The organism is Bradyrhizobium sp. SZCCHNR1093 (assembly GCF_032381175.1).
In the GTDB taxonomy this organism is placed as follows: Bacteria; Pseudomonadota; Alphaproteobacteria; order Rhizobiales; family Xanthobacteraceae; genus Bradyrhizobium.
In genome coordinates this window covers 310,917-334,350 of record NZ_JAUHJJ010000005.1, presented here as the reverse complement: position 1 = coordinate 334,350, position 23,434 = coordinate 310,917, and the positions used below count along the sequence as shown (strand labels likewise).

22 protein-coding genes are annotated in these 23,434 nt (G+C 65.4%); 12 read left to right on the top strand and 10 right to left on the bottom strand.

What is annotated here, in order from left to right; genetic code table 11:
* Positions 1 to 126: 126 nt before the first annotated feature.
* Positions 127 to 3,825 carry a PAS domain-containing protein gene (locus QX070_RS19445; protein WP_315738599.1) on the top strand — a complete coding sequence of 1,233 codons (3,699 nt, stop codon included), beginning with the start codon at positions 127 to 129 and terminating at the stop codon, positions 3,823 to 3,825.
* Positions 3,818 to 4,201 carry a response regulator gene (locus QX070_RS19440; RefSeq protein ID WP_315738598.1) on the top strand — a complete coding sequence of 128 codons (384 nt, stop codon included), beginning with the start codon at positions 3,818 to 3,820 and terminating at the stop codon, positions 4,199 to 4,201. Before QX070_RS19445 ends, QX070_RS19440 begins: the two co-directional genes overlap by 8 nt.
* A 33-nt stretch (positions 4,202 to 4,234) precedes the next feature.
* Here the strand turns inward: QX070_RS19440 and QX070_RS19435 are convergent, their stop codons facing one another.
* Together QX070_RS19435 and QX070_RS19430 are read right to left on the bottom strand one after the other, a co-directional pair.
* Positions 4,235 to 5,077 carry a MoxR family ATPase gene (locus QX070_RS19435; protein ID WP_315717852.1) on the bottom strand — a complete coding sequence of 281 codons (843 nt, stop codon included), beginning with the start codon at positions 5,075 to 5,077 and terminating at the stop codon, positions 4,235 to 4,237.
* 97 nt (positions 5,078 to 5,174) lie between these two features.
* Positions 5,175 to 5,420: a GlsB/YeaQ/YmgE family stress response membrane protein gene (locus QX070_RS19430; RefSeq protein WP_315738597.1), complete on the bottom strand. Its 246-nt coding sequence runs from the start codon at positions 5,418 to 5,420 to the stop codon at positions 5,175 to 5,177.
* 115 nt (positions 5,421 to 5,535) lie between these two features.
* On the opposite strand from QX070_RS19430, the gene QX070_RS19425 reads away from it, so the two are divergent.
* From QX070_RS19425 to sseA, 3 genes are all read left to right on the top strand, one after another.
* Positions 5,536 to 6,711 carry a VWA domain-containing protein gene (locus tag QX070_RS19425; RefSeq protein ID WP_315738596.1) on the top strand — a complete coding sequence of 392 codons (1,176 nt, stop codon included), beginning with the start codon at positions 5,536 to 5,538 and terminating at the stop codon, positions 6,709 to 6,711.
* A gap of 120 nt (positions 6,712 to 6,831) precedes the next feature.
* Positions 6,832 to 7,245, top strand: coding sequence for a rhodanese-like domain-containing protein (locus tag QX070_RS19420; protein WP_315738595.1), 414 nt, complete (start codon positions 6,832 to 6,834; stop codon positions 7,243 to 7,245).
* 107 nt (positions 7,246 to 7,352) lie between these two features.
* Positions 7,353 to 8,210: a 3-mercaptopyruvate sulfurtransferase gene (sseA, locus tag QX070_RS19415; protein WP_315738594.1), complete on the top strand. Its 858-nt coding sequence runs from the start codon at positions 7,353 to 7,355 to the stop codon at positions 8,208 to 8,210.
* Positions 8,211 to 8,224: 14 nt separating this feature from the next.
* On the opposite strand, the gene QX070_RS19410 is transcribed toward sseA, so the two are convergent.
* On the bottom strand, positions 8,225 to 9,247 hold the full coding sequence (locus QX070_RS19410) for a hypothetical protein (protein WP_315738593.1): 1,023 nt from the start codon (positions 9,245 to 9,247) through the stop codon (positions 8,225 to 8,227).
* 363 nt (positions 9,248 to 9,610) lie between these two features.
* On the opposite strand from QX070_RS19410, the gene QX070_RS19405 reads away from it, so the two are divergent.
* A complete protein-coding gene (locus QX070_RS19405; protein ID WP_315738592.1) occupies positions 9,611 to 10,846 on the top strand; it encodes a L,D-transpeptidase in 1,236 nt (411 codons plus the stop codon).
* A gap of 81 nt (positions 10,847 to 10,927) precedes the next feature.
* Here QX070_RS19405 and QX070_RS19400 read toward each other — a convergent pair whose 3' ends face one another.
* A complete protein-coding gene (locus QX070_RS19400) occupies positions 10,928 to 11,890 on the bottom strand; it encodes a D-2-hydroxyacid dehydrogenase family protein (RefSeq protein ID WP_315738591.1) in 963 nt (320 codons plus the stop codon).
* A gap of 123 nt (positions 11,891 to 12,013) precedes the next feature.
* Positions 12,014 to 12,232, bottom strand: coding sequence for a hypothetical protein (locus tag QX070_RS19395; RefSeq protein ID WP_315738590.1), 219 nt, complete (start codon positions 12,230 to 12,232; stop codon positions 12,014 to 12,016).
* Between the two features lie 305 nt (positions 12,233 to 12,537).
* Between QX070_RS19395 and ettA the strand changes: the two genes are divergently transcribed.
* The 3 genes from ettA (at position 12,538) to QX070_RS19380 (ending at position 16,231) form a co-directional block, all read left to right on the top strand.
* Entirely contained in the window at positions 12,538 to 14,187 is a 1,650-nt protein-coding gene (gene ettA, locus QX070_RS19390; RefSeq protein WP_315738589.1) for an energy-dependent translational throttle protein EttA, read from the top strand.
* A 145-nt stretch (positions 14,188 to 14,332) separates the two neighbouring features.
* Positions 14,333 to 14,911, top strand: a complete 579-nt coding sequence (locus QX070_RS19385) for a TIGR00645 family protein (RefSeq protein ID WP_315738588.1) — start codon at positions 14,333 to 14,335, stop codon at positions 14,909 to 14,911.
* 132 nt (positions 14,912 to 15,043) lie between these two features.
* A complete protein-coding gene (locus tag QX070_RS19380) occupies positions 15,044 to 16,231 on the top strand; it encodes a lytic murein transglycosylase (protein WP_315738587.1) in 1,188 nt (395 codons plus the stop codon).
* 82 nt (positions 16,232 to 16,313) lie between these two features.
* On the opposite strand, the gene QX070_RS19375 is transcribed toward QX070_RS19380, so the two are convergent.
* Positions 16,314 to 16,595: a hypothetical protein gene (locus QX070_RS19375; protein ID WP_008964967.1), complete on the bottom strand. Its 282-nt coding sequence runs from the start codon at positions 16,593 to 16,595 to the stop codon at positions 16,314 to 16,316.
* 215 nt (positions 16,596 to 16,810) lie between these two features.
* Entirely contained in the window at positions 16,811 to 17,149 is a 339-nt protein-coding gene (locus QX070_RS19370; protein ID WP_315738586.1) for a hypothetical protein, read from the bottom strand.
* Positions 17,150 to 17,330: 181 nt separating this feature from the next.
* On the opposite strand from QX070_RS19370, the gene QX070_RS19365 reads away from it, so the two are divergent.
* The 3 genes from QX070_RS19365 (at position 17,331) to bfr (ending at position 18,667) form a co-directional block, all read left to right on the top strand.
* The gene (locus QX070_RS19365) at positions 17,331 to 17,588 is read left to right on the top strand and encodes a hypothetical protein (protein ID WP_315738585.1); all 258 of its coding nucleotides are present in this window, start codon (positions 17,331 to 17,333) and stop codon (positions 17,586 to 17,588) included.
* A gap of 188 nt (positions 17,589 to 17,776) precedes the next feature.
* Positions 17,777 to 18,061 carry a bacterioferritin-associated ferredoxin gene (locus QX070_RS19360; protein WP_315738584.1) on the top strand — a complete coding sequence of 95 codons (285 nt, stop codon included), beginning with the start codon at positions 17,777 to 17,779 and terminating at the stop codon, positions 18,059 to 18,061.
* A 120-nt stretch (positions 18,062 to 18,181) separates the two neighbouring features.
* The gene (gene bfr / locus QX070_RS19355) at positions 18,182 to 18,667 is read left to right on the top strand and encodes a bacterioferritin (RefSeq protein ID WP_315717837.1); all 486 of its coding nucleotides are present in this window, start codon (positions 18,182 to 18,184) and stop codon (positions 18,665 to 18,667) included.
* Positions 18,668 to 18,776: 109 nt separating this feature from the next.
* On the opposite strand, the gene QX070_RS19350 is transcribed toward bfr, so the two are convergent.
* Genes QX070_RS19350 through QX070_RS19340 form a run of 3 tightly spaced genes read right to left on the bottom strand, consistent with a single transcriptional unit; the run spans position 18,777 to position 23,281 of the window.
* Entirely contained in the window at positions 18,777 to 19,088 is a 312-nt protein-coding gene (locus QX070_RS19350) for a DUF3240 family protein (RefSeq protein ID WP_315738583.1), read from the bottom strand.
* Positions 19,085 to 22,159, bottom strand: a complete 3,075-nt coding sequence (locus tag QX070_RS19345; RefSeq protein ID WP_315738582.1) for a CusA/CzcA family heavy metal efflux RND transporter — start codon at positions 22,157 to 22,159, stop codon at positions 19,085 to 19,087. The genes QX070_RS19350 and QX070_RS19345 overlap by 4 nt, the downstream gene beginning before the upstream one ends.
* Entirely contained in the window at positions 22,160 to 23,281 is a 1,122-nt protein-coding gene (locus QX070_RS19340) for an efflux RND transporter periplasmic adaptor subunit (protein ID WP_315738581.1), read from the bottom strand.
* Between the last annotated feature and the right edge of the window lie 153 nt (positions 23,282 to 23,434).

Sequence of the window (23,434 nt, the reverse complement as noted above, 5' to 3'; positions counted from 1 at the left end):
CAGATGGAACCCGCCTCGCCGCCGAGTTCCCCGTCGATGCGCTTGTCGCTCGTTCGGGCCCGTGCTTGGCGCCCGCGCGCATTTCGCGATACTGTGCGGCGAAAAAGGGGCCAAAAGGGACCAGGAGTGAACCAGCATTCGGATGCCGGTCGCGCAACGTTTCAGGCGTTCGCGCGCGGGGCCGACTTCCTGCAGGGTGGCGGCGAGATGGGAGCGCTCATGCGCATCCATGATTGGTCACGAACGCCGTTGGGGCCGCCCGAGAGCTGGCCTCAGTCGTTGCGCACGTCGGTCAGCACCTGCCTGGACTGCGCGTTCCCGATCCTGATCTGGTGGGGCCAGGAGCTCGTCATGCTCTACAATGACGAGTATCGCCCGATCCTCGGCTCGCAGAAGCATCCCGCCGCGCTGGGGGCACCGGGGCGCGCGGTATGGTCCGAGATCTGGGAGGTCATCAGCCCGATGTTGCGGCAGGTCGTTGGGCTTGGCGAAGCGACCCGCTCACGCGACATGCCGCTGTTCATCGACCGCCATGGCTACCTCGAAGAGACCTATTTTTCGTTCTCCTATTCGCCGATTCGCGATGAGACCGGCGGCGTCGGCGGCGTATTCACCCCCGTCATCGAGACGACGGCCCGGGTCGTGGGCGAGCGCCGCATGCGGACCTTGCGCGATCTCGCCGCGCGCGGCCGTGCCGACAGTCTGGCCCATGCTTGTCGCGAAGCCACCGATGTCCTCGCCGAGAATCCGCATGACGTCCCATTTGCGGTGATCTACCAGCTCAGCGAGGATCAGCGATCGGCACGGCTGTTGAGCGCTGCGGGGGTGCAGCCGGACAGCGCGATCGCGCCGGCGCAGATTGCCCTCGACGGCAACGGAGGCGCGCTGTGGCCGATCCGGGAGGCGGCGCGTGCGGCGGCACCGATTCGCGTCGTGCTGGATCGTGCGAAATTTGCCGGCGTGCCGACCGGCGCATGGCCCGAGCCGCCACAGCTGGCGCTTGCGCTGCCGGTTGCCACGGGCCGGGAGCAGGCGACGGCGATCCTGATCTGTGGCGTCAATCCGCGCCGCGCCCTCGATGCCGAGCACCAGGGCTTCTTCGATCTGATGGCCGCTCAACTCGGCAGCGCCTTCGCCGAGACGCTGGCCTACGAGCAGGAGCGGCGCCGCGCCGAGACGCTCGCCGAGATCGATCGGGCCAAGACCGCGTTCTTCGCCAATGTCAGCCACGAGTTTCGCACGCCGCTGACGCTGATGCTCGGTCCGCTCGAAGATGTCCTGCTGCGGTCGCAGAGCTTGCCGCCGGTGGATCGCGACCGGTTGGAAATCGCCCAGCGCAATGCCTTGCGGCTGCTCAAGCTGGTCAACACGCTGCTGGATTTCTCGCGGATCGAGGCCGGCAGGATGCAGGCAGTCTACGCGCCGGTCGACCTCGCGAGCCTGACCGCGGAGATCGCCAGCACCTTCCGCTCGGCGATCGAGGCCGCCGGCCTCAGGCTGATCGTGGATTGCCCGCCGCTGCCGGAGCCGGCCTATGTCGATCGCGAAATGTGGGAGAAGATCGTCCTCAACCTGCTGTCCAACGCGTTCAAGTTCACCTTCACGGGCGACATCGAGGTCCGGCTCGTCCCCTGCGATCGTCATTTCGAGCTGAGCGTGAAGGACACCGGAACCGGCATCCCGCAGCACGAGCTGCCGCGACTTTTCGACCGTTTCCATCGCGTCGCCGGCGCGCGCGGCCGCACCCATGAAGGCTCGGGCATCGGGCTCGCGCTTGTGCATGAGCTCGCCGAGCTGCACGGTGGATCCGTCGCAGCGACCAGCGAAGCCGGGCAGGGCAGCACGTTCGTAGTCAGAATTCCCAGGGGACGAAGCCATCTGCCGTCCGACCAGGTCGACGCGGCGCCAGCGCAGGAGCCGATGCTCCGCGGTGAGCGCCCCTTCATCGAGGAGGCGTTGCGCTGGCTGCCGGATACGCCGCCGCTCGATGCGCACGCCGTTCGGGACATCGACGTCCCCGCCCCCTCCGCCAACAGGGACGGGCCGCGCCCCCGCATCCTCCTGGCCGACGACAATGCCGACATGCGCGACTATGTCCGCCGCCTGCTCGCAGCGCGCTACGATGTCGAGACCGTCGCCGATGGTGAAGCCGCGCTCGCGGCCATCGCCCGCGACAAACCCGACCTCGTTTTGTCGGACGTGATGATGCCGCGCATCGATGGCATGCAGTTGCTCGCCCGGCTGCGCGCCGATGAACAGGTCGGCACCATCCCGGTGATCCTGCTGTCGGCCCGGGCCGCAGAAGAGAGCCGCGTCGAAGGCATGGAGGCCGGTGCGGATGATTATCTCATCAAGCCGTTCAGTGCGCGTGAACTGCTGGCGCGCGTCGAGGCGCATCTCAAGATGGCCCGGCTGCGTGCCGAGGCGACGGAGCGGCTGCGTGCCAGCGAGGAGCGCTATCGCGCTTTCGTGACGGCGAGCTCCGACGTCGTCTATCGCATGAGTCCTGACTGGCGGGAGATGCGCCAGTTGCAGGGCAAGGACTTCATTGCCGATACGATGAAGCCGAGCCAGGGCTGGCTCGCGAAATACATTCATCAGGACGATCAGCCGCAGGTGATGGCGGCGATCAGCAGGGTCGTTGCGACGAAGAGCATGTTCGAGCTGGAGCACCGTGTCATCCGGATCGATGGCAGCCTCGGTTGGATTCATTCGCGCGCCATCCCCATTCTCGGGCGCAACGGCGAGATCATCGAGTGGTTCGGAACGGCGCGCGACATCTCCGAGCAGAACAAGGCCGAACGGGAGTTGCGCAAGAGCGAGGAGCGCCTGCGCAGCGCGGTCGAGGTGGGGCGGCTCGGCCTGTGGGACTGGAACGTCGCGACCGGCGAGGTGTATTGGTCGGACGAGCACTTTCGCATGGAAGGCTATGGTGTTGGCGAACTGACCCCGAGCTACGAGGTCTGGGCCGCGCGCATCCATCCCGACGATCGTCCCGCAGCCGAAGCCGCGCTTCACCGCGCGATGGAGGCGCACCAGGAATATGTCAGCGAGTTTCGTGTTGTGCATCCGGGCGGCGCAATTCGCTGCCTGTACGGCCGTGGGCGCTTCTTCTATGACGATGCAGGACGACCGATCCGCATGACCGGCGCCATGGTCGACGTGACCGAGCGGCGCGAATGGGAGGAGCGGCAGAAGGTGTTGGTCGCCGAACTGCAGCATCGCACCCGCAACCTGCTCGGCGTGGTCCGCTCGATGGCCGACAAGACGGCGCGCGCGAGCACCGATCTCGGCGATTTTCGCGCCCGCTTCCGTGATAGGCTGGATACGCTGTCGCGCGCCCAGGGCCTGCTGTCGCGCCTCAAGGAGCATGATCGCGTCACCTTCGACGATCTGATCCGCAGCGAGCTGTCTGCTGTCGCCGGCGGTTCCGAGCGCATCGAGCTTTCGGGGCCGTCCGGCGTTCGGCTGCGGTCGTCGACGGTTCAGACCCTTGCCATGGCGCTGCACGAGCTCGCCACCAACGCGGTCAAGTATGGTGCGCTGGCGCAGCCGTCCGGCCGGCTCTGCGTGGGCTGGTCGCTCGAGTGCGAAGGCGCGGAGGGACGACCCTGGCTGCACATCGAGTGGCGCGAGAGCGGCGTCGACATGCCGCCGCCAGCCACGATGCCCCGCGGCACCGGACAAGGGCGCGAGCTGATCGAACAGGCCTTGCCCTATCAGCTCAGCGCGAGGACCTCATACACTTTCGAATCCGACGGTGTCCGTTGCACGATATCGATTCCCGTTTCGCTCACCACACTGGAGCTCGATGAGCATGCCTGAACGCTCGCTTCGCGACCGTCATATCCTCATCGTCGAGGACGAATACATGCTTGCCGACGAGCTGCGCTGCGCCTTCGGCGGCGCCGGTGGCACGATCCTGGGCCCGGTCGGAACCGTCCCTGACGCGCTCGCGTTGATCAAACGCGAGGGGCGGATCGAAGGCGCCGTTCTCGACGTGAACCTGCGCGGCGACATGGCGTTTCCGGTCGCCGATCTGCTTGTCGAGCGCGGCGTGCCCTTCGTCTTCACCACCGGTTATGACGAATCGGTCATCCCGGACCGCTTCTCGAAGATCCTCCGCTGCGAGAAGCCGATTGCTGTCGATGGGATCATGCGCGCGCTCGGACGCCTGATCGAGAGGACGGCGCCGCAATGACGCGTTCGGCCCCGTCGGATTGAGCCGGGCGCCTCACACCTCGCGCCGGCTGAGGAAGGCGAGCCGCTCGAACAGGTGCACGTCCTGCTCGTTCTTGAGCAGCGCACCGTGCAGCGGCGGGATCAGCTTGCGCGGATCGCGCTCGCGCAACTGCTCGGGTCCGATGTCCTCGTTGAGCAGCAGCTTGAGCCAGTCCAGGAGCTCGGAGGTCGACGGCTTCTTCTTCAGGCCGGGCACGTCGCGGACCTCGAAGAAGATGCGCAGGGCCTCCTCGACCAGACGCTTCTTGATGTTCGGGAAGTGCACGTCGACGATGCGGCCCATCGTATCCGGATCGGGGAACTTGATGTAGTGGAAGAAGCAGCGGCGTAGGAACGCGTCCGGCAGCTCCTTCTCGTTGTTGGAGGTGATGATGACGATCGGGCGCAGTTTCGCCTTGATGGTCTCGTTGGTCTCGTAGACGTGGAATTCCATCCGGTCGAGCTCGAGCAGCAGGTCGTTCGGGAACTCGATGTCGGCCTTGTCGATCTCGTCGATCAAGAGCACCGGCCGCTGCTCGGCCGTGAAGGCCTCCCACAGCTTGCCGCGCTTAATGTAGTTCTTGATGTCGGACACCCTGCTGTCGCCGAGCTGGCTGTCGCGCAGCCGCGACACCGCGTCGTATTCATAAAGGCCCTGCTGCGCCTTGGTGGTCGACTTGATGTGCCAGGTGAGCAGCGGCGCGTTGACGGCCTTTGCGACTTCCTCGGCCAGCACGGTCTTGCCCGTCCCCGGCTCGCCCTTCACCAGCAGCGGGCGCTCGAGCACGATCGCCGCGTTGACGGCCACTTTGAGGTCGTCGGTGGCGACGTAGTCCTGGGTGCCGGTAAATTTCATCGCGTCTCGCTCATCGTTCGAACTTGTGTTGAGTGGCTACGCAGCGGCAACGCCGCTGCGGCCTTGAGATGATGGCTGCCATCGGAAGCAGAAATAATCAAGCGCGCCTGATCAATGAGAGGATCACGAGCACGATGACGGCGCCGATCGTGGCGTCCAGGATCGTCCCCAGCGTGCCGCTGGCGAGCGCAATGTGCAGTGCCGGCAGCACGTAGCTTGCGACCAGCGCGCCGATGATGCCGATGACCATGTTGCCGATCAGGCCGAAACCGGCGCCGCGCACGATCAGTCCTGCCAGCCAGCCTGCGATGGCGCCGATGATCAGCGCTGCGATGATACCCATGAAAGCCCCCATTTCGCCTGTTGTTCCAGGGATTGTAGAGCAAAATGCGGGCGGGTCCAGCGCGGGGCGTGGAGCGGCCCTTGACGTGCCCTCCCGGCCGCGCGATCTAATGGGCATGTTCCTGCAATTCTTCACAGCGCTGCGCGACGCGCAGGTCCCGGTCTCCTTGCGTGAATATCTCACGCTGATGGAGGCTGTCGACGCCGACCTCGCCGAGCATTCGGTCGAGAACTTCTACTATCTCTCGCGCACCGCGCTGGTGAAGGACGAGCGAAATCTCGACAAGTTCGATCGCGTGTTCGGCACCGTATTCAAGGGGCTGGAGAACCTGCTCGATGCGATGGAGAAGGCCGAAATCCCCGAGGAATGGCTGAGGAAGCTGGCCGAGAAATACCTCACCGAGGAAGAGAAGAAAGAGATCGAGGCCATGGGCTGGGACAAGCTCATGGAGACCTTGAAGAAGCGTCTGGAAGAGCAGAAGGGCCGTCACCAGGGCGGCAGCAAGTGGATCGGCACCGCCGGCACCTCGCCATTCGGCGCCTATGGCTACAATCCCGAAGGCGTCCGCATCGGCCAGGAGAAGAACCGCAACAATCGCGCCGTGAAGGTGTGGGACCGCCGCGAGTTCAAGGATCTCGACGGCAATGTCGAGCTCGGCATCCGCAACATCAAGGTGGCGCTGCGCCGGCTGCGCAAGTTCGCCCGCACCGGTGCGCCCGACGAGCTCGACTTGGACACCACGATCCGCGAGACCGCCAACCACGGCTATCTCGACGTGCATATGCGCCCTGAGCGGCGCAATGCGGTGAAGGTGCTGGTGTTCTTCGACATCGGCGGCTCGATGGATTCCCACGTCGCGCAGGTCGAGGAGCTGTTCTCGGCCGCCAAGAGCGAATTCAAGCACATGGAATATTTCTACTTCCACAACTGCCTCTATGAGGGCGTGTGGAAGCAGAACAAGCGGCGTTTCACCGATCGCACGCCGACCTGGGATGTGCTGCATAAGTACCCGCACGACTACAAGGTCGTGTTCGTCGGCGACGCGTCGATGTCGCCCTATGAGATCATGGTGCCCGGCGGCTCGGTCGAGCACGTCAACGAAGAGCCGGGCTCGGTGTGGCTCGACCGCGTCATTCGCACCTATCCACACGCGGTGTGGCTCAATCCGGTAGCGCAGAAGCATTGGGACTATTCGGAGTCCACCACCCTCATCCGCCGCATCTTCTCCGAGCGCATGTATCCGATCACGATCGAGGGTCTGGAAGCAGCGATGAAGGAGCTGGTGCGGTGATGCTGTCATTCCGGGGCGCCCGAAGGGCGAACCCGGAATCCCGACATTGCGTTGCCACTTCGAGATTCCGGGTTCGATGCTTCGCATCGGCCCGGAATGACGCCAAGAGGAAACGAGAGAATGCCCCAGACCATCACCCGCGGCATCAAGGCGCTGCTCGACGAAGCCAATGCCGAGATCGCCACGCTCTCTGCGGCTGAGGCAATCGAGGCCGCCAAGCGCGATGACGTCGTCATCGTCGATATCCGCGATCCGCGCGAGATCGAGCGCGAGGGCAGGATCCCCGGCGCGTTCTCCTGTACGCGCGGCATGCTGGAGTTCTGGATCGATCCGCAGAGCCCCTATGCCAAGGCGATCTTCCAAGAGGACAAGACGTTCATTTTCCACTGCGCTGGCGGCCTGCGCTCAGCGCTCGCTGCCAAGACCGCGCAGGACATGGGCCTGAAACCGGTCGCCCATATCGGCGGCGGCTTCGCGGCGTGGCGGGACGCCGGCGGGCCGGTCGAGGCCTGGGCGCCCAAGAAGAGGGATTGATCGCTGCCCATCACGCGCGGGCTTGACCCGCGTGTCCATCGCTTGAAGAAGATGGATGACCGGATCAAGTCCGGCCATGAGGACCGAAAGTGACCCCGGAGCCACGCATGACCACCCCCAACGACCCTCTCGTCTCCACCGACTGGCTCGCTGCGCATCTGGGCGATCCCAGGGTCAAGGTGCTCGACGCGACCTTCAAGATGCCGGGTGTGCTGCCGCTGCCGAAGGACGATTATCTGAAGGAGCACATCTCCGGCGCCGTGTTCTTCGACGTCGACGAGGTCTCCGACCATTCCAATCCGCTGCCGCACATGTATCCGAGCGCCGAGCAGTTCGGCCGCGACGCAGGCCGGCTCGGCGTCAGCAATGGCGATACGGTAGTGGTCTATGATTCCGGCGGCTGGGTCGCCGCGCCGCGCGCCTGGTGGATGTTCCTGTCATTCGGCCACACGGATGTGCGCGTGCTCGACGGCGGGCTGAAGAAGTGGATGGCGGAGGGACGCCCGGTCGAGAGCGGACAGGTCACGGCGGCGCTCGGCACCTACAGCGCGAAATTCGATGCCGCGCGCGTGCGCCGGATCGAGCAGATGGTTGCCAATCTCGCTGGCAATGCCGAGCAGGTGATCGATGCACGGCAGGCGCCGCGCTTCGCGGGCGAGGTCGCCGAGCCGCGGCCCGGCCTCCGATCCGGCCATATCCCCGGCAGCCGCAATCTGCCCTATGCGGAGTTGTTCGACGCGACGACCGGCGTGATGAGGCCGCTCGACCAGTTGCGCGAGGCATTCGGCGCCGCTGGAGTCGATCTCGCCAAGCCGATCGTGACCTCCTGCGGCTCCGGCGTGTCGGCGGCGGTGCTCACGCTGGCGCTCTATCGTCTCGGCATCTGCGACACCGCGCTCTACGACGGCTCGTGGTCGGAGTGGGGCATCGAGAACGGACCGCCGGTTGCGACCGGGCCAGCCTGATCGGCGGCTCCTCTTTACCGTGTGCGCGGCCCGGCCGCCTGCTGGCTGACCGCCTGCGGTTGACCGAACGGCTGCTGTCCGAACGGATCGGGGAATGCGGCCTGTTGCTGCTGAGCAGCAGCAGCAGCAGCTTGCCGTGCCGACCGGAGCCGCTGTGCGATGCGCCGCTGGTTGGCGCGGCGCGCCGCGATCTGCTTCTCGCGGGCCTGGCGCTTCTTGAGGATGCTTCGGCGCAACTGAATGCTCGCGACCTTCACCGAGGCACGATGCTCGCCGGCGGCGGGCCGCTCCTGATGAGCCGGCTGTTCGGCCAGTGCGGCGAGCTTGGCGGCGATCGGGTCGAGCACCGCCGGAACGGGCGCGAGCGCGGTTGAAGCGGCGGCTGCGGTCGTCATCATCGGATCGGCGCTGGCGAGGATCTGACGAGCTGGCGGCGGCGGTGCCACCACGGCGGCCGCAGCTTCACGCGACGCCCGCGGCGGGGCGGTCGCTGCAATCTCGGGCGAGCTGTCCATGCTCGGCTTGTCGAACGCTTTTTCGACCGGAACGACGATCGAAGCGGTCGTGTCCGGAATGGGGCGCTCCGGCTTGATGCTCTCGATCCGGTCATTCGTCGCGGACGCGGTCGCGACAATGGCGGAGGTGCGGGACGTGTCGACCGTTTCCGCCGGCAGCGAGGGCGTCGGCAGATCGGTGGCCACCGCAACGGGCGTCACTTCGGGCGCTTCTGTGAGCGGCGCCGCCGTCGACGGCGCGCTCGGCTGTTCGGACGTGGCCGGGGCAGCATCGGCCACGACCGGCGGCGGCGTCACCGGCGGTGTCGGAATCGAATCCACCCGCAGCACCGCGAGCACCGGCGTGGGTTCGGCCGGCGGTAGGAACGTCGTGAAGCCCGACGCCTGAGTCGTGCGCCAGGACGCGTTGCTGGCGAACTGCTCATGGGCGGCGCGCAACAGAGCCGCAGCGCCCATGCCGAAGATGGTGAGAGAAATGGAACAGACGATCGCGGCGACCAGAAAACGAAAGCCGGGAAGCATTGACGGTAACTCTCGCCACGGCAGCGGGACTGCCGAGACATTCGAGCCAGTAGGGAACGCGGTGATCACAGGGAATAGCCGCGTCCGCGACGAGGCCGGCTTCTGCCGTGCATCGCGAATCAGGCTCAAGTCAGAATACCGGAAGTGTTCCCGCCCGCTCGGCAAATCACGGCATCGATAGGGCCTGCGGGGGCTCCGCTGCACTTTTTCGGCGGCGTGAGACTTCCGTGCAACGACGGAGACATGATCACAAATTGCCGAAGTCGGGCCGCTCTGGCCGGAATTGTCTTGAATGCGCCGCTATCTTCGGCCATCTGGCACAGCAAAGGTCCCAATCGGCGGCTTGGGGATACTGCAAGGGCGATGATGATCAGACAAATCCTGACGGTTTGCGCGGTCGCGGCAGCGGGCGTGACGGCAGCTTCGTTTGCCGAGGCACAGCAGGTCTATCAGACCGCGCCTGGAGCGTATTCACCGGCGCCGACGCCTTACCCGGCCGATGCGCGCGGGCAGGGGCAGGATTTCGACGCGCTCGACGACGAGGATGCGCCTGGCAATTCCGCGGCCCTGCCGCCGCCCGGCCCGGTGATCTCGCCGGACGATCCGCGCTACGGTCGTCCAGCCAATGCGCCGGTCTATGGCGCTGCTGCTCCGACCGGCCCCATCCTGTCCCCCGACGATCCCCGATATGGGCGTCCGGCCGGTGCGGCGGTCTATGGAGCAGCTCCGAACGGCCCCGTGATGTCCCCGGATGATCCGCGTTACGGCCGCCCGGCTGGTCCGCCCTCGGTGATCTACGGTGATCGTCCCGCCTCCGGCCAACAGGCTTATGGTGGCGCCTACGGCAACAGCGCGCCCGGTGGCGACTCCGGCGCGCCGCGGCCGCCCGGCGCCGTCGGTGGCGCTCCCGCCGTCGCGGGCGCCGCACAGGCTCCGGCCGCCGGCGATAGGCCGATGACGGTGGCAGCCCTGCCGCCTGAGGAACAACCCGATGCGGCGCCGGCGCCGCTGCCGGCGAACCTGCGCCGCCAGGAGGTCGACTTCGTCACCAAGGAGCCGCCGGGAACGATCGTCGTCGATACGCCCAACACCTATCTCTATCTGGTGCTCGGCAACGGCCGGGCGATGCGCTACGGCGTCCGTGTCGGCCGCGAAGGCTTCACCTGGACCGGCGTGCAGAAGATCACCAAGAAGACCGAGTGGCCGGACTGGTATCCGCCGAGCGAGATGATCGAGCGCCAGCCCTATCTGCCGCGCTTCATGGCCGGCGGTCCCGGCAATCCGCTCGGCGCCCGCGCGATGTATCTGGGCTCGACCGTGTACCGCATCCACGGCACCAACCAGCCGTCGACCATCGGCAAGTTCGTGTCGTCAGGATGCATCGGCATGCTGAACGACGACGTCGCCGACCTGTTCGACCGGGTCAAGGTCGGCACCCGCGTGGTCGTGATGCCGGGCGGTGCACCTCCGGGCTCCGGCAAGAACATGGCTGCCGCCGCGGCCTCACCGGCTCAGGCGCCTGTCCAGGCGCAGGCGGCCGTGCCGGCTAGCCAGCCGGCCAACATGCAGCCACTGCCGCCGCCGGTCACGATCCGCTGAGGCGCGTTTGCCCGAGCTGAGCCCGTTGGAAACACCCTCCTCGCGGAGGGTGTTTTGCTTTGTGAGCTGCTCTCGCCTGCCTCAAGCCAGCCGGCGCGGCGGCTCGGACCCGGCGAGCCAGGCGGCGATGCAATCGACCATCTGACCGTAATGGGCCCGAAAGCTCTCCTCGGTGACGTAGCCGAGATGCGGCGTGATCACGACGTTGCCGAGCCCGCGCAGCGGATGGGCGACCGGCAGCGGCTCGACCGAGAACACGTCGAGCCCGGCGCCGGCGATGCGCTTGTCGCGCAGCGCCTGCAGCAGCGCGGCCTCGTCGACGATCGGTGCGCGCGAGGTGTTGACGAGGTAGGCGGTTGGCTTCATCCGCGCGAGGTCGGCGGGGCCGACCAGCCCGCGTGAGCGGTCGCTGAGCACGACATGGATGGTGATGACATCGGCGGTCGCGAACAGCTCCTCCTTGGTGGCGTAGCCGACGCCCGCCGCGTTGCAGCGGTCTGGCGTCAGGTTGGGGCTCCAGGCGATCACGTTCATGCCGAACGCCTTGCCGAGCTCCGCCACCTTGGTGCCGAGCTTGCCCAGCCCGATCACGCCCAGCGTCTTGCCCTCGATCTCCACGCCGCCCAGCGCCTGCCAAGGCTCGCCGGCATGCATGCGGGCGTTCTCCTGGCCGATCCTGCGGGTCAGCTCCAGGATCAGGCCCATGGTGAGCGGTGCGGTGGGGTCACGACCATATTGCGTGCCGCAGACCATGATGCCGCGCGCCTTGGCGGCCTCCATGTCGATGGCGGCGTTGCGCATGCCCGAGGTGATCAGGAGCTTCAGCTTCGGCAACCGCTCGATCAGGGAGCGCGGCAATGGCGTCCGCTCGCGCATCGCACAGATGATGTCGGCATCGGTGAGCGCGCCGGCGGCCGCTTCCTCGTTGCCGAATGGCTGTGTGAAAGCCGTCACATCCACTCTGTCGGCCAGCCGGGGCCAGTCGGCCAATGAGAGGGCCGTATCGTAATAGTCGTCGAGGATCGCACAGCGCAGCCGTGTCATCGGCAAGGTCCATTCATCGGGAAACGGCGGCAATCATGAATGCCGTCGGGAATGGAGCCATGCTTGCGCGCAAAGGGCTGGGTGCGCAAGGCGTCGTCCGCTGTGACGCGGAACCAGGCGATATCAGTCGAGGCGGGTCTTCAGCCGGAACGCGGCGTCATGGCCGTATTTGGCGCGCCAGGCGGGGCCGGGGCCACGCATGTAATGCAGCTCCGGTCGGTACGGGTTGAACGCTCGCGTGACGAAGTCGCGCCAGAAGCCGCGGATCTCGTCGACGATCCCGGATCGGTCGTTGCGGTGGGCCGCCGGAGCGGGCAGGGAGGCTGAGGTGAAGGCTGCCATGACGGGCTCTCGCTGTTGTCGGTCGCGGCTTTTGCCGCTTGGGCGCGCGGGGTCTTGCGGGCCGAGACCGAGTGTCCCGCCGAATTAATTAAAAGATGGTTGCAATTGTCGTGATCCGCCACACACAAGGTGACGGACCCGTATTCGTCCGTGGGCGGGAGGCCCGTCCCGGCGCAGGAACGACCGTGATTCTCCCGGCATTTGTTCCGGTCAGGACCGGCTCGCCGGTTGCCCTTTGGGGACCGCGCGGTTACATCAGCGGCAACCATTTTCCGAAAATTCCGGCAGGCTTCAAGGGACACGCGATGGCGCGCCAGTTCGTCTACTTCATGCAGGGTCTGTCCAAGGCCTACCCGACCCGCAAGGTGCTCGATAACATCCATCTGTCGTTCTATCCGGACGCCAAGATCGGTGTGCTCGGCGTCAACGGCTCCGGTAAGTCCACCCTGCTCAAGATCATGGCCGGCATCGACAAGGACTATACCGGCGAGGCGTGGGTCGCCGAGGGCGCCCGCGTCGGCTATCTCGAGCAAGAGCCGCAGCTCGATCCAAAGCTCACGGTGCGCGAGAATGTCATGCTCGGCGTCGGCAAGCAGAAGGCGATTCTCGATCGCTACAACGAGCTGGCGATGAACTACTCCGAAGAGACCGCTGACGAGATGACCAAGCTGCAGGACGAGATCGAGGCGCAGGGCCTGTGGGATCTCGACAGCAAGGTCGACCAGGCGATGGATGCGCTGCGCTGTCCGCCCGACGATGCCGACGTCGCCAAGCTGTCCGGCGGCGAGCGTCGCCGCGTCGCGCTGTGCCGGCTTCTGCTCGACCAGCCCGAGCTGCTGCTGCTCGACGAGCCGACCAACCATCTCGACGCCGAATCGGTGTCGTGGCTCGAAGGCCATCTGCGCAACTATCCGGGCGCGATCCTGATCGTCACCCACGACCGCTACTTCCTCGACAACGTCACCAGCTGGATCCTCGAGCTCGATCGCGGCAAGGGCATCCCCTACGAGGGCAACTACTCGTCCTGGCTGCAGCAGAAGCAGAAGCGGCTGGAGCAGGAAGGCCGCGAGGACGCGGCGCACCAGCGCACTTTGGCGCGCGAGCAGGAGTGGATCGCGGCGTCGCCGAAGGCCCGCCAGGCGAAATCCAAGGCGCGCTATCAGCGCTACGAGGAGCTGCTCAAGAAGGCGAGCGAGAAGCAGACCCAGACCGCGCAGATCATCATTCCCGTGGCCGAGCGGCTCGGTAACAACGTCATCGATTTCGAGGGGCTGACCAAGAGCTTCGGCGATCGCCTGCTGATCGACAATCTCACCTTCAAGCTGCCGCCCGGCGGCATCGTCGGCGTCATCGGCCCGAACGGCGCCGGCAAGACCACGCTGTTCCGCATGATCACGGGACAAGAGAAGCCGGACGCCGGCACCATCACCATCGGCGAGACCGTGCATCTCGGCTATGTCGACCAGTCGCGCGACGCGCTCGATGGCAACAAGACAGTGTGGGAAGAGATCTCCGGCGGCAACGAGCTGATCCTGCTCGGCAAGAAGGAAGTCAACTCGCGCGGTTATTGCTCGTCGTTCAACTTCAAGGGCGCCGACCAGCAGAAGAAGGTCGGCGCGCTGTCGGGTGGTGAGCGCAATCGCGTGCATCTCGCCAAGATGCTGAAGTCCGGGTCCAACGTGCTGCTGCTCGACGAGCCGACCAACGATCTCGACGTCGATACCCTGCGTGCGCTCGAAGAGGCCCTGGAAGACTTCGCCGGCTGCGCCGTCATCATCAGCCACGATCGCTGGTTCCTCGACCGTATCGCGACCCACATGCTGGCCTTCGAGGGCGACAGCCATGTCGAATGGTTCGAAGGAAACTTCCAGGACTATGAGAAGGACAAGATGCGCCGGCTCGGCCAGGACAGCGTGATTCCGCACCGGGTCAAGTACAAGAAGCTGACGCGCTGATCTCAGGACATCGCAAGGCGCGACGCTGTCTTCGTTCCGGGACAAAGCGTCGCGCCCAGGCTGCGGCCAGTTGTCGCTTCCATGTGCGACGTGATTGCGTAGATAGTCGTTCCGCAATCCCATCCAGCCGCGAGAAAATCCCATCATGTCTTCCCCCGACGCGACCCTGTCCTCCAAGGGCGGAGCGCTGCGCCCCATTCCAATGCTGATCTTCGGCTCGCGCTGGCTGCAGCTACCGCTCTATGTCGGGCTGATCATCGCACAGGGCGTCTATGTCGTGCTGTTCCTGAAGGAGCTCTGGCACCTGTTCGCTCACGCCTTCGATTTCTCCGAGCAGCAGATCATGCTCGCGGTGCTCGGCCTGATCGACGTGGTCATGATCTCGAACCTGCTCGTGATGGTGATCGTCGGCGGCTACGAGACCTTCGTGTCGCGGCTGAATCTGCAGGGCCATCCCGACGAACCCGAATGGCTCAGCCACGTCAATGCCAGCGTGCTGAAGATCAAGCTGGCGATGGCCATCATCGGCATCTCTTCCATTCATCTGCTCCGTACCTTCATCGAGGCCGGCGCGCTCTCGTCGGGCAAGTCGAACTACACCGAGACCGGCGTGATGTGGCAGACGATCATCCACACGGTCTTCATCCTCTCCGCGATCGGCATCGCCGTGGTCGACAAATTGTCGAATGCCGCGATCGAAGAGGCGAAGCAGGCGGGGCATTGAGCGGCAGCCTCGAGTTCCGCCGCGCGGTCTGCTGACGTTCACAACGGCCGCGGGCTGTGCTAGCCGTATCGGATGGCTCGGCAGCTGCTAATCCGTTTGCGCAGGCTCGTTCTCGTCGGTCTGGTGCTCTGCATGTTTGGCGATGGCCAAGCGAGCGCGACCGACGCCGCCTTCACGGAGTTCGTCAACTCGCTCTGGCCCGAAGCCAAGGAGCAGGGCGTCTCCCGCGCGACGTTCGAGGCCGAGACGCGCGGGTTGGAGCCTGACTACAAGCTTCCCGATCTGCTGCTGCCCGGCCGGCCCGCGACGGGGGCGCCGGCGCAGGCCGAGTTCGTGCAGGTGCCAGCCGACTACATCAAGGAAGCGTCGATCGCGCGGCTGGCCGCGCATGGTGAGAAGCTGATCCAGAAATATCGTTCGGCGCTCGCCGAGATCGAACGCCGCTTCGGCGTGCCGGGGCCGGTTGTGCTCGCGATCTGGGGCCGCGAAACCGATTTCGGCCGCTATGCGCTGCCCTACGATGCGCTGCGCGTGCTGGCGACGCAGGCCTATGTCGGCCGGCGCAAGGACCAGTACCGCACCGAGTTCATCATGGCGCTGAAGATGCTGAGCGACGGTGTCGTGTCGCGCGGCGATCTCAGGGCCTCATGGGGCGGGGCGGTCGGGCTCACCCAGTTCCTGCCGTCGGAGTACTACAAGCACGGCGTCGATCTCGATGGCGACGGCAAGGTCGATCTCTGGCATTCGGTGCCGGACGCGCTGGGCTCGGCGGCGCTGCAGCTTGCGAACAAGGGCTGGCAGCGCGGCGTGCGCTGGGCCTACGAGGTCAAGCCGCCTGCCAATGTCGATTGCGCGATGGGTGTGCCGGAGGTGAAGAAGCCGATCGGCGAATGGCTGCGGGCCGGCTTCGTCCCGGTGCGTGGCCAGCGGCTGAGCGCCGCCGAGCAGCGGCAGCCAGCGTCGCTGCTGCAGCCTGAGGGCATCTATGGTCCGGCTTTCCTGACGACGGCGAACTACTTCGTCATCAAGGAGTACAATTTCTCCGATCTCTACGTGCTGTTCGTCGGCCACCTCGCGGACCGCATGACGAGTTCGGCCCCGTTCGCGACGCCGTGGGCGGCGTCGAAGCAGCTTCGGAGCAAGGACGTCGAGGCGATGCAGAAGGGCCTGACGCGGCTCGGTCTCTACGGCGACAAGCTGGACGGCAAGGCCGGCATGCAGACCCGCGCCGCGCTCGGCGCATTTCAGAAGAAGGCGGGCCTGAAGGTCGACTGCTGGCCGAGCGAGTCGGTGCTGCAGGCGATCAACGCCGCGCGCTGATCGACCGAATTCAGCGGGTTGGCCGGCAGCAAAAAGCCCGGCCGCAGGGCCGGGCTTGCTGCAACGCTATGCGTCGTCAGGATCAGTAGCAGACGCGAACCGGGCGCGACACCCAGCCGTAGCCGTCCCAATAGCGCTCACGGCGCCACACGCACGGCGGCGGGCCCGGCGGAGGGGCTTCGACATAGACCGGACCACCATAGGCCGGGCGGCTGGACGCGATCGCGCCGCCGATCAGGGCGCCGCCGATCAGGCCGGCAGCCACGCCGGCACCCACGTCGCCAGCCTTGGCGGCTGGTGCCGTCACGCTCAGCGACCCGGCGATGGTCGCAACCGCAAGCACTGCGGTCAGGATCTTCTTCATGTTCCGAGATCTCCTGGAAGGCGCCCTCGCGGGCACCAGGTTGGTGATTCACGCACGATCAGGGGCCGTCAGTATCGTGAGAAAACACGACAATCCGTCAACCCTTCGTAAACTCTGTCCGACCTGATGCGACGGAAAAACGGTTTTTTCTGGCCGTGGAGGCCGCCGTTCTCAAAATTCCGGTGCAAGGTCATGGAATTAATGAAGGTGAACGATCACTCGCAAACGCGGACGCGGCGAAGCCGCCAGCCGTAGCCGTCCCAGAAGCGCTGGCGTTGCCAATAGCAGGCATAGCCGGGATCGGCGACGTAGGCAGGCCCGCCGTAATAGGAGTAGCCCGGCCCGTAAGAATATCCTGGCGAGTAGGAGTAGCCCGGCCCGTAATAATAGGGATTGCTGCCCGCAGCGATGGCGCCACCGATGAGGGCGCCGCCGAGCAGGCCGGCAGCGACACCGGCGGCGACACGACCATTGCGCGCTTCAGCAGGAGCAGGGGCCAGCGCTGCGGTCGACAGCGTCGCGACGGCGGCCAGGGCCGCAAGAGTCTTCTTCATGACCTTAACCTCTCTCACTCCAAGTCGGCGGATCGCGCATCAAGCGATACGGCAGGTTCACATATCCCGCTTGAATGATCAATGAACGGGCGCGTTCCATTGGACGACCCATCTCAAGGATGCGTTCAATGCTGCAGTGCACAAAATTTGACGCCGGTTCGGAGCAGGCATGACTCCCACGATGACGATCGTCGTGGCGATCGGACTGACCTCGGCCATCTGCTACGCGCTGCTGGTTCGCGCCGACCGCGGGCCCAACCGCCGCCGCTCTTCCACCGACACCACCATCAGCGATTCCGGCAGCTCATCGCACGACGGCCAGGGGATCGAACTTGCGAGTTGGTTTTCCAATACCTCGTCAGACGTCGTGGGAAACCCGATCGATGGCGGGGGTGACGGTGGTGACAGTGGTGGAGGCGACGGGGGTGGGGGCGACTGAGTTCCGGCTGCTCGATCGCCACTCGATGGTCGTCCGGCGACGACTTTGATCTGCGGCAAGCTCGCATAGTTGGAGTCGTTCTAGATTGATCTGGAAATTGGAATCGCTTCAAAAGCGCCGTTTTCCCTTTGCGCGGGTAGCTGCGGATGACTATCGATACCTGACCAAGGACGATTGGCCGGTTTCTCATGATTGTTTGTTCCTGCAACGTCATCAGCGATCACGACATCCGCAACGCGGTGAAGTCTGCGGACGAACTGCCGCGGAACCCCAAGCAGGTCTACGGTTGCCTGGGGTGCAGCGCGGAATGCGGCCGCTGTGCGCGCACGATCAAGACGATCATCGACGAGGCGCTGGGTCCTTGCGCCCGCTCCTGCCAGGTTGGCTGTCAGCACGGCCACCATCATGGGGCGGCGCCGGTGCAGGCGATCGATGACGACCTTCAGAGCCGGTTCGCGCTCGCCGCCTGCTGACAGGCGTTTGCCCTCGGTCGCGTGCTTTCCGCCCTAAAAATGCACATGAACGGGGGTCGTCTCCGCACTTCGAACCTGTTATTGAGCGCCTGCGGCCTCTAACTTTTTCGGAGCTTATCCATGCAGGGCGACCCCAAGGTCATCGAATATCTCAACAAGGGATTGCGCAGCGAGCTGACTGCCATCAACCAATATTGGCTGCACTATCGCCTGTTGAACAATTGGGGCCTTCTCGACATGGCGAAGGTCTGGCGCAAGGAATCCATCGAGGAGATGGAGCACGCCGACAAGTTCACCGACCGCATTCTCTTCCTCGACGGCTTCCCCAACATGCAGGTGCTCGATCCGCTGCGCATCGGCCAGAACGTCAAGGAGATCATCGAGTGCGATCTCGCCGCCGAGATCGGCGCGCGGACGCTGTATCAGGAAGCCGCAACCTATTGTCACGGCGTGAAGGACTACGTGTCGCGCGACCTGTTCGAGCAACTGATGAAGGACGAGGAGCATCACATCGATTTCCTCGAGACCCAGCTCGACCTGATCAACCGGATCGGTCTCGAACTTTACACGCAGAAGCACGTCGGCGGCCTCGAGAGCGAGCACTGACGTCGACGGTGAGGCGGTCGTCCGCTTTCGGTACAGGGTCGATTCACGGTTGGTGTTTCATGCCTTGAATCGACCGCCCCTGTGACGTGAGGGGCGCCCAGAGTCGTGCTCAGTCGATAATGCCGAAGTCCGTCACGGGCATGACCCAATAGACGAGCTTCGTCCCTGCAAATGCGTTCCTGAGCCGTTCCAGCAGGTGCTCGAGATCCTGTCCCTGCAGCACGATCCGCACGACGACCTCGTCGGCATGTCCCTTGACCCGCTCCGCCGCGCTGCGCAGCCGGACGCGGACGCCATGTCCGGACGCATCAGAGGCCGTAAAGCCGCTCACCAGATCGGTCTGCTCGCTCAGATGGTCGAGCACCTCGGCACGAAGCGCATCCGGCACGATCAGTGTCACGCAGACGGCTTGGCCGGTCATGTCGCGTCCTTCGCAGCGGCGCCGTAGCGGCGATACAGGATCGGCAACAGGATCAGCGTCAGCAGCGTAGACGACAACAGGCCGCCGATCACGACGATCGCAAGCGGACGCTGGACCTCCGATCCAGGTCCGGATGCAAACAGCAGTGGGATCAATCCGAGCGCCGTGATGCTCGCCGTCATCAGCACCGGCCGCAGCCTGCGCTTTGCGCCTTCGACCACGATGCGCTGCTCGGAGAGCCCGTGAGCGCGCAACTGGTTGAAATGAGACACCAGCACGACGCCGTTGAGCACGGCGATTCCAAGCAGTGCGATGAAGCCGACGGAGGCCGGGACGGAGAGGTATTCGCCGGTCGAGACCAGCGCGAACACGCCGCCGATCAGCGCAAAGGGAATGTTGACGAGGACGAGCAGGGCCTGGCGCACCGAGCCGAACGTCGTGAAGAGCAGCACGAAGATCAGGCCGATCGCGACCGGCACCACGACGGACAGACGCGCGGCTGCACGCTGCTGGTTCTCGAACTGCCCGCCCCATGTCAGCCGATAGCCGGACGGCAGCGGCAGCTCGGCTGCGACCCTTTGCTGGGCCGCCTGGACGAAGCCGACCATGTCACGGCCGCGGACGTTGCTGCGAACCACGCTCATGCGGTTGCCGTCCTCACGATCGATCTTCACCGGGCCGTCGACCCTCTGGATGCGGGCGACCTGCGAGAGCGCAACATGCTGGCCTGACGCAAGCGTCAGCGGCAGCGCCGCCAGCATCGTCGGGGCCTGCCGCGTGGCCTCACCGCCGCGGACCAGGATCGGCGTCCGGCGTCCCTCCTCGAGCGCGGTGCCGATCGTTCGGCCTTCGATCTGCGTGCGCAAGGCGGCCGAGATCGAGTCCACGGTGAGCCCAAGGCGGCCCGCCTCCATCCGGTTGACGGCGATCGTGTAGTATTGCGCGCCCTCGTTGAGCGTCGTGTAGACGTCTTGGGCCCCATCGATGTCGGACATGATCGCCGACAGCTTCGCTGCGATCTCGTTGAGCTTGGTGATGTCCGGGCCGAAGATCTTGACCGCGACGTCGCCGCGCACGCCGCTGATCATTTCCTGCACGCGCATGTCGATGGGTTGCGTGAAGCTGAGCGAGACGCCGGGGAAGCCGGTCAGGACCTCGCGAAGCTTCTCGAGCAGGACATCGCGGTCGCTGGTCTGCCGCTGGTCTGCCGGCTTGAGCACCAGGAACGTGTCGGTCTGATTGGGTCCCATCGGATCGAGCCCGAGCTCGTCCGAGCCGGTGCGCGCGATGATGCCGGCGACGTCTGGCACCTTCATCAACGCCGTCTGCAGCCGGGCATTGATGGCGAGGGACTCGTCGAGATTGACGGACGGCAGCGTTTCCACGCTGACGATGACGTCGCCTTCGTCCATCGTCGGCATGAAGGTCTTGCCCAGCTGGGTGTAGCCGTATCCCGCGGCAACGAGGCTGACCAGCGCCGCGATGATCACCTTGCGCTCGTTCCCGAGCGCCCAGTCGAGCGCGGGCGCGTAGACGCGCTGCGCTGCCCGGATCAGCATTGGATCGTCATGCGATGCGGATGTGAGCACGAAGGACGTCGCGACCGGAAGCACCGTCAGCGCAAGCAGCAGCGATGCGGCCAGAGCGAAAATGATCGCCAGCGCGACCGGAATGAAGAGCTTTCCCTCCAGCCCCTGCAAGGTCAGCAGCGGAACGAACACGATGATGATGATCAGGACGCCCGAGGCGACCGGCTGCAGGACTTCGCAAACCGAGCGGTAGACGACGTGGATCAGCGGCGTGGCGCTTCCGTGATCGTGCTTGGCGAGATTGCCGACGATGTTCTCGACCACCACGACCAGCGCGTCGATCAGCATGCCGATCGCGATTGCAAGGCCCCCCAGACTCATCAGGTTAGCGGACATGCCGACCGCCCGCATCACGATCAGCGCCATCACGATCGCGAGCGGCAGGCTGAGCGCGATCACCAGCGAGGCGCGCCAATTGCCGAGGAACAGCAGCAGCAGCACGACGACGAGCACCGTGGCTTCGCCCAGCGCCCGGACCACCGTGCCGACGGCGCGGTTGACCAGCCGGCTGCGGTCGTAGAACACGTTGATGGAGACGCTGCTCGGCAGCGACGGCTTCAGTTCGTCCAACCGGGCCCGAACGTCGCGCACCAATTGTCCGGCGTTGGCGCCGCGCAGACCGAGCACGAGCCCCTCGACCGTCTCGCCCTTGCCGTCCGTCGTGACGGCGCCATAGCGGGTGAGTGCGCCGATCTTGACCCTTGCGACGTCGCTGACCCGGATCGGGATTCCGTCGCGGGTGTCGACGATGATCGCCCGGATGTCGTCGATGCCGCGGATGCTGCCTTCGATGCGGACCAGCGCGCTGTCTTCGCCCTGGTTGACCCGCCCGGCACCGTCGTTGCGGCTGTTGGCCTCGATGGCCTTGCGAAACAGCTCGGACGAGATGCCGCGCGCCGCCAGCGCGTCGTTCCTCGGCACGATTTCGAAGGCGCGGACATAGCCGCCGAGCGCGTTGACGTCGGCTACTCCGGGCACCGTACGCAGCGCTGGGCGGATGACCCAGTCGAGCAAGGTCCGGCGTTCGGCCAGCGACAGTTCGGGACTGTCGATCGTGAACATGAACATCTCGCCCAGAGGGCTCGTGATCGGGGCGAGGCCCCCGTTCACGCCCTCGGGAAAGTCGCGCGAGATGTTGGACAGCCGCTCCGACACTTGATTGCGGGCCCAGTAGATGTCGGTGCCGTCCTCGAAATCGACGGTGATGTCGGCCAGCGCGTATTTCGTGGTCGAGCGAAGGATCTTCTTGTTCGGCAACCCGAGCAGCTCCAGCTCGATCGGTACCGTGATGCGCTGCTCGACCTCTTCCGGCGTCAGGCCGGGAGCCTTCATGATGATCTTCACCTGGACCGGCGAGACGTCTGGAAAGGCGTCGATCGGCAGGCTCGGCAAGACAACGGCGCCTGCGCCGATCACCAGCAGCGTGCTGAGGATGACGAAGAGCCGCTGTGACAGCGCGAATGCGACCAGCCGTTGCAGCATCTACTGCCCCAGTCGCGAGAGGATGCCGCGCAACGCCGAGATGCCGCCGATGGCGATCTCGTTCTTGTCCGTGAGGGGGCCTGCGATGACGACGTGATCCTGATCCTCCGCGAGCAGGGTGACCGCAACGAGCCGGAAGCCGCCTTCCGTGGCAACGAACACCGCGGTCTGCTCACCGCGCCGGACGAGGCCGCTATAGGGAATTTCCCACGCGCTTTCTCCTGCCGAGACAAAGCCGATGCGGGCCGCCGCCATTTGTCCGGAATGCAGTTCGCCGTTGTTGGGAATCTCGGCGCGGACGAGAATTGTCTGCGTGGCGGCATCGGTCGTCTCGGACACCAGGATGACCTGGCCCGGTGTCGCATAGCCTTCGATGTCGACCTTGGCGCCGGTCTTGATGGCGCCGATGTTGGTTGCGGGAATCGCGATCTCGGCCCATAGCGGCGACAGCCGGGCGAGCTTCACCAGTGACGCGGCCTGTTCCAGGCGCTGGCCCGGCGATACCGCGAGCTCGACCACGGACGCCGTGCGCGGGGCCGTCACAGTGAGCGCCGCGCTGATCGCCGCCTCGCTGCTGAGCCGGGCGATGGCTTCGTCGGACAGCCCGCTGATGTGCAGCATCTGCCGACGTTCGGCGACGACGATGCTGGCCTGGCGCGCTTCGGTCTGGCTCGACTCCAGCACGCGTTGCGGGATGGCCTTGCCTTCGAACAGGTCGGCATTGCGCTTCAACTGCTGAACCGCGAGAACCTCCTGGGCCAGCGCATGCAGGTAATCGCGCTGGAGCGAGACGAAGCTCGGACTCTCCAGCGTGAGCAGCGGTTGTCCGACGGTCACGCGATCGCCGCGGGCAACGGCGAGGTTGGTGATCATCCCCGCGACCGGCGCGCTGACGACCCACAGTTGAGGCGTGGGAATGACGATCTGCGCGGGATAGGGCAGCGTTTTGTCCATCCGGCTGGAGATCGGATGCGTCACGCGCACGCCGAGGTTCTGCGCCTGGCTTGGCGTGAGCTTCAGCTCATCATCGGCCGACGCGGCGCAGGGCGCCACAACGAGAGCCAGCCCGAGAGACGCCCGGGCCAGACGGCCTGCGGACCAGTGAAACAATCGCTTGGGCATCTCGATCAAGAATCTTCAGGTTCATGCATGACACATTCTGTACACTATTTCGGCCGGTTTCCGCGACTGTTGACTTAGGTCAATCGGAGCTAGTCACGAAACCGGAGGTCACTTCCTCGTGCCGCCAATGAGTCGCATGAGTGGTAGCCGCAC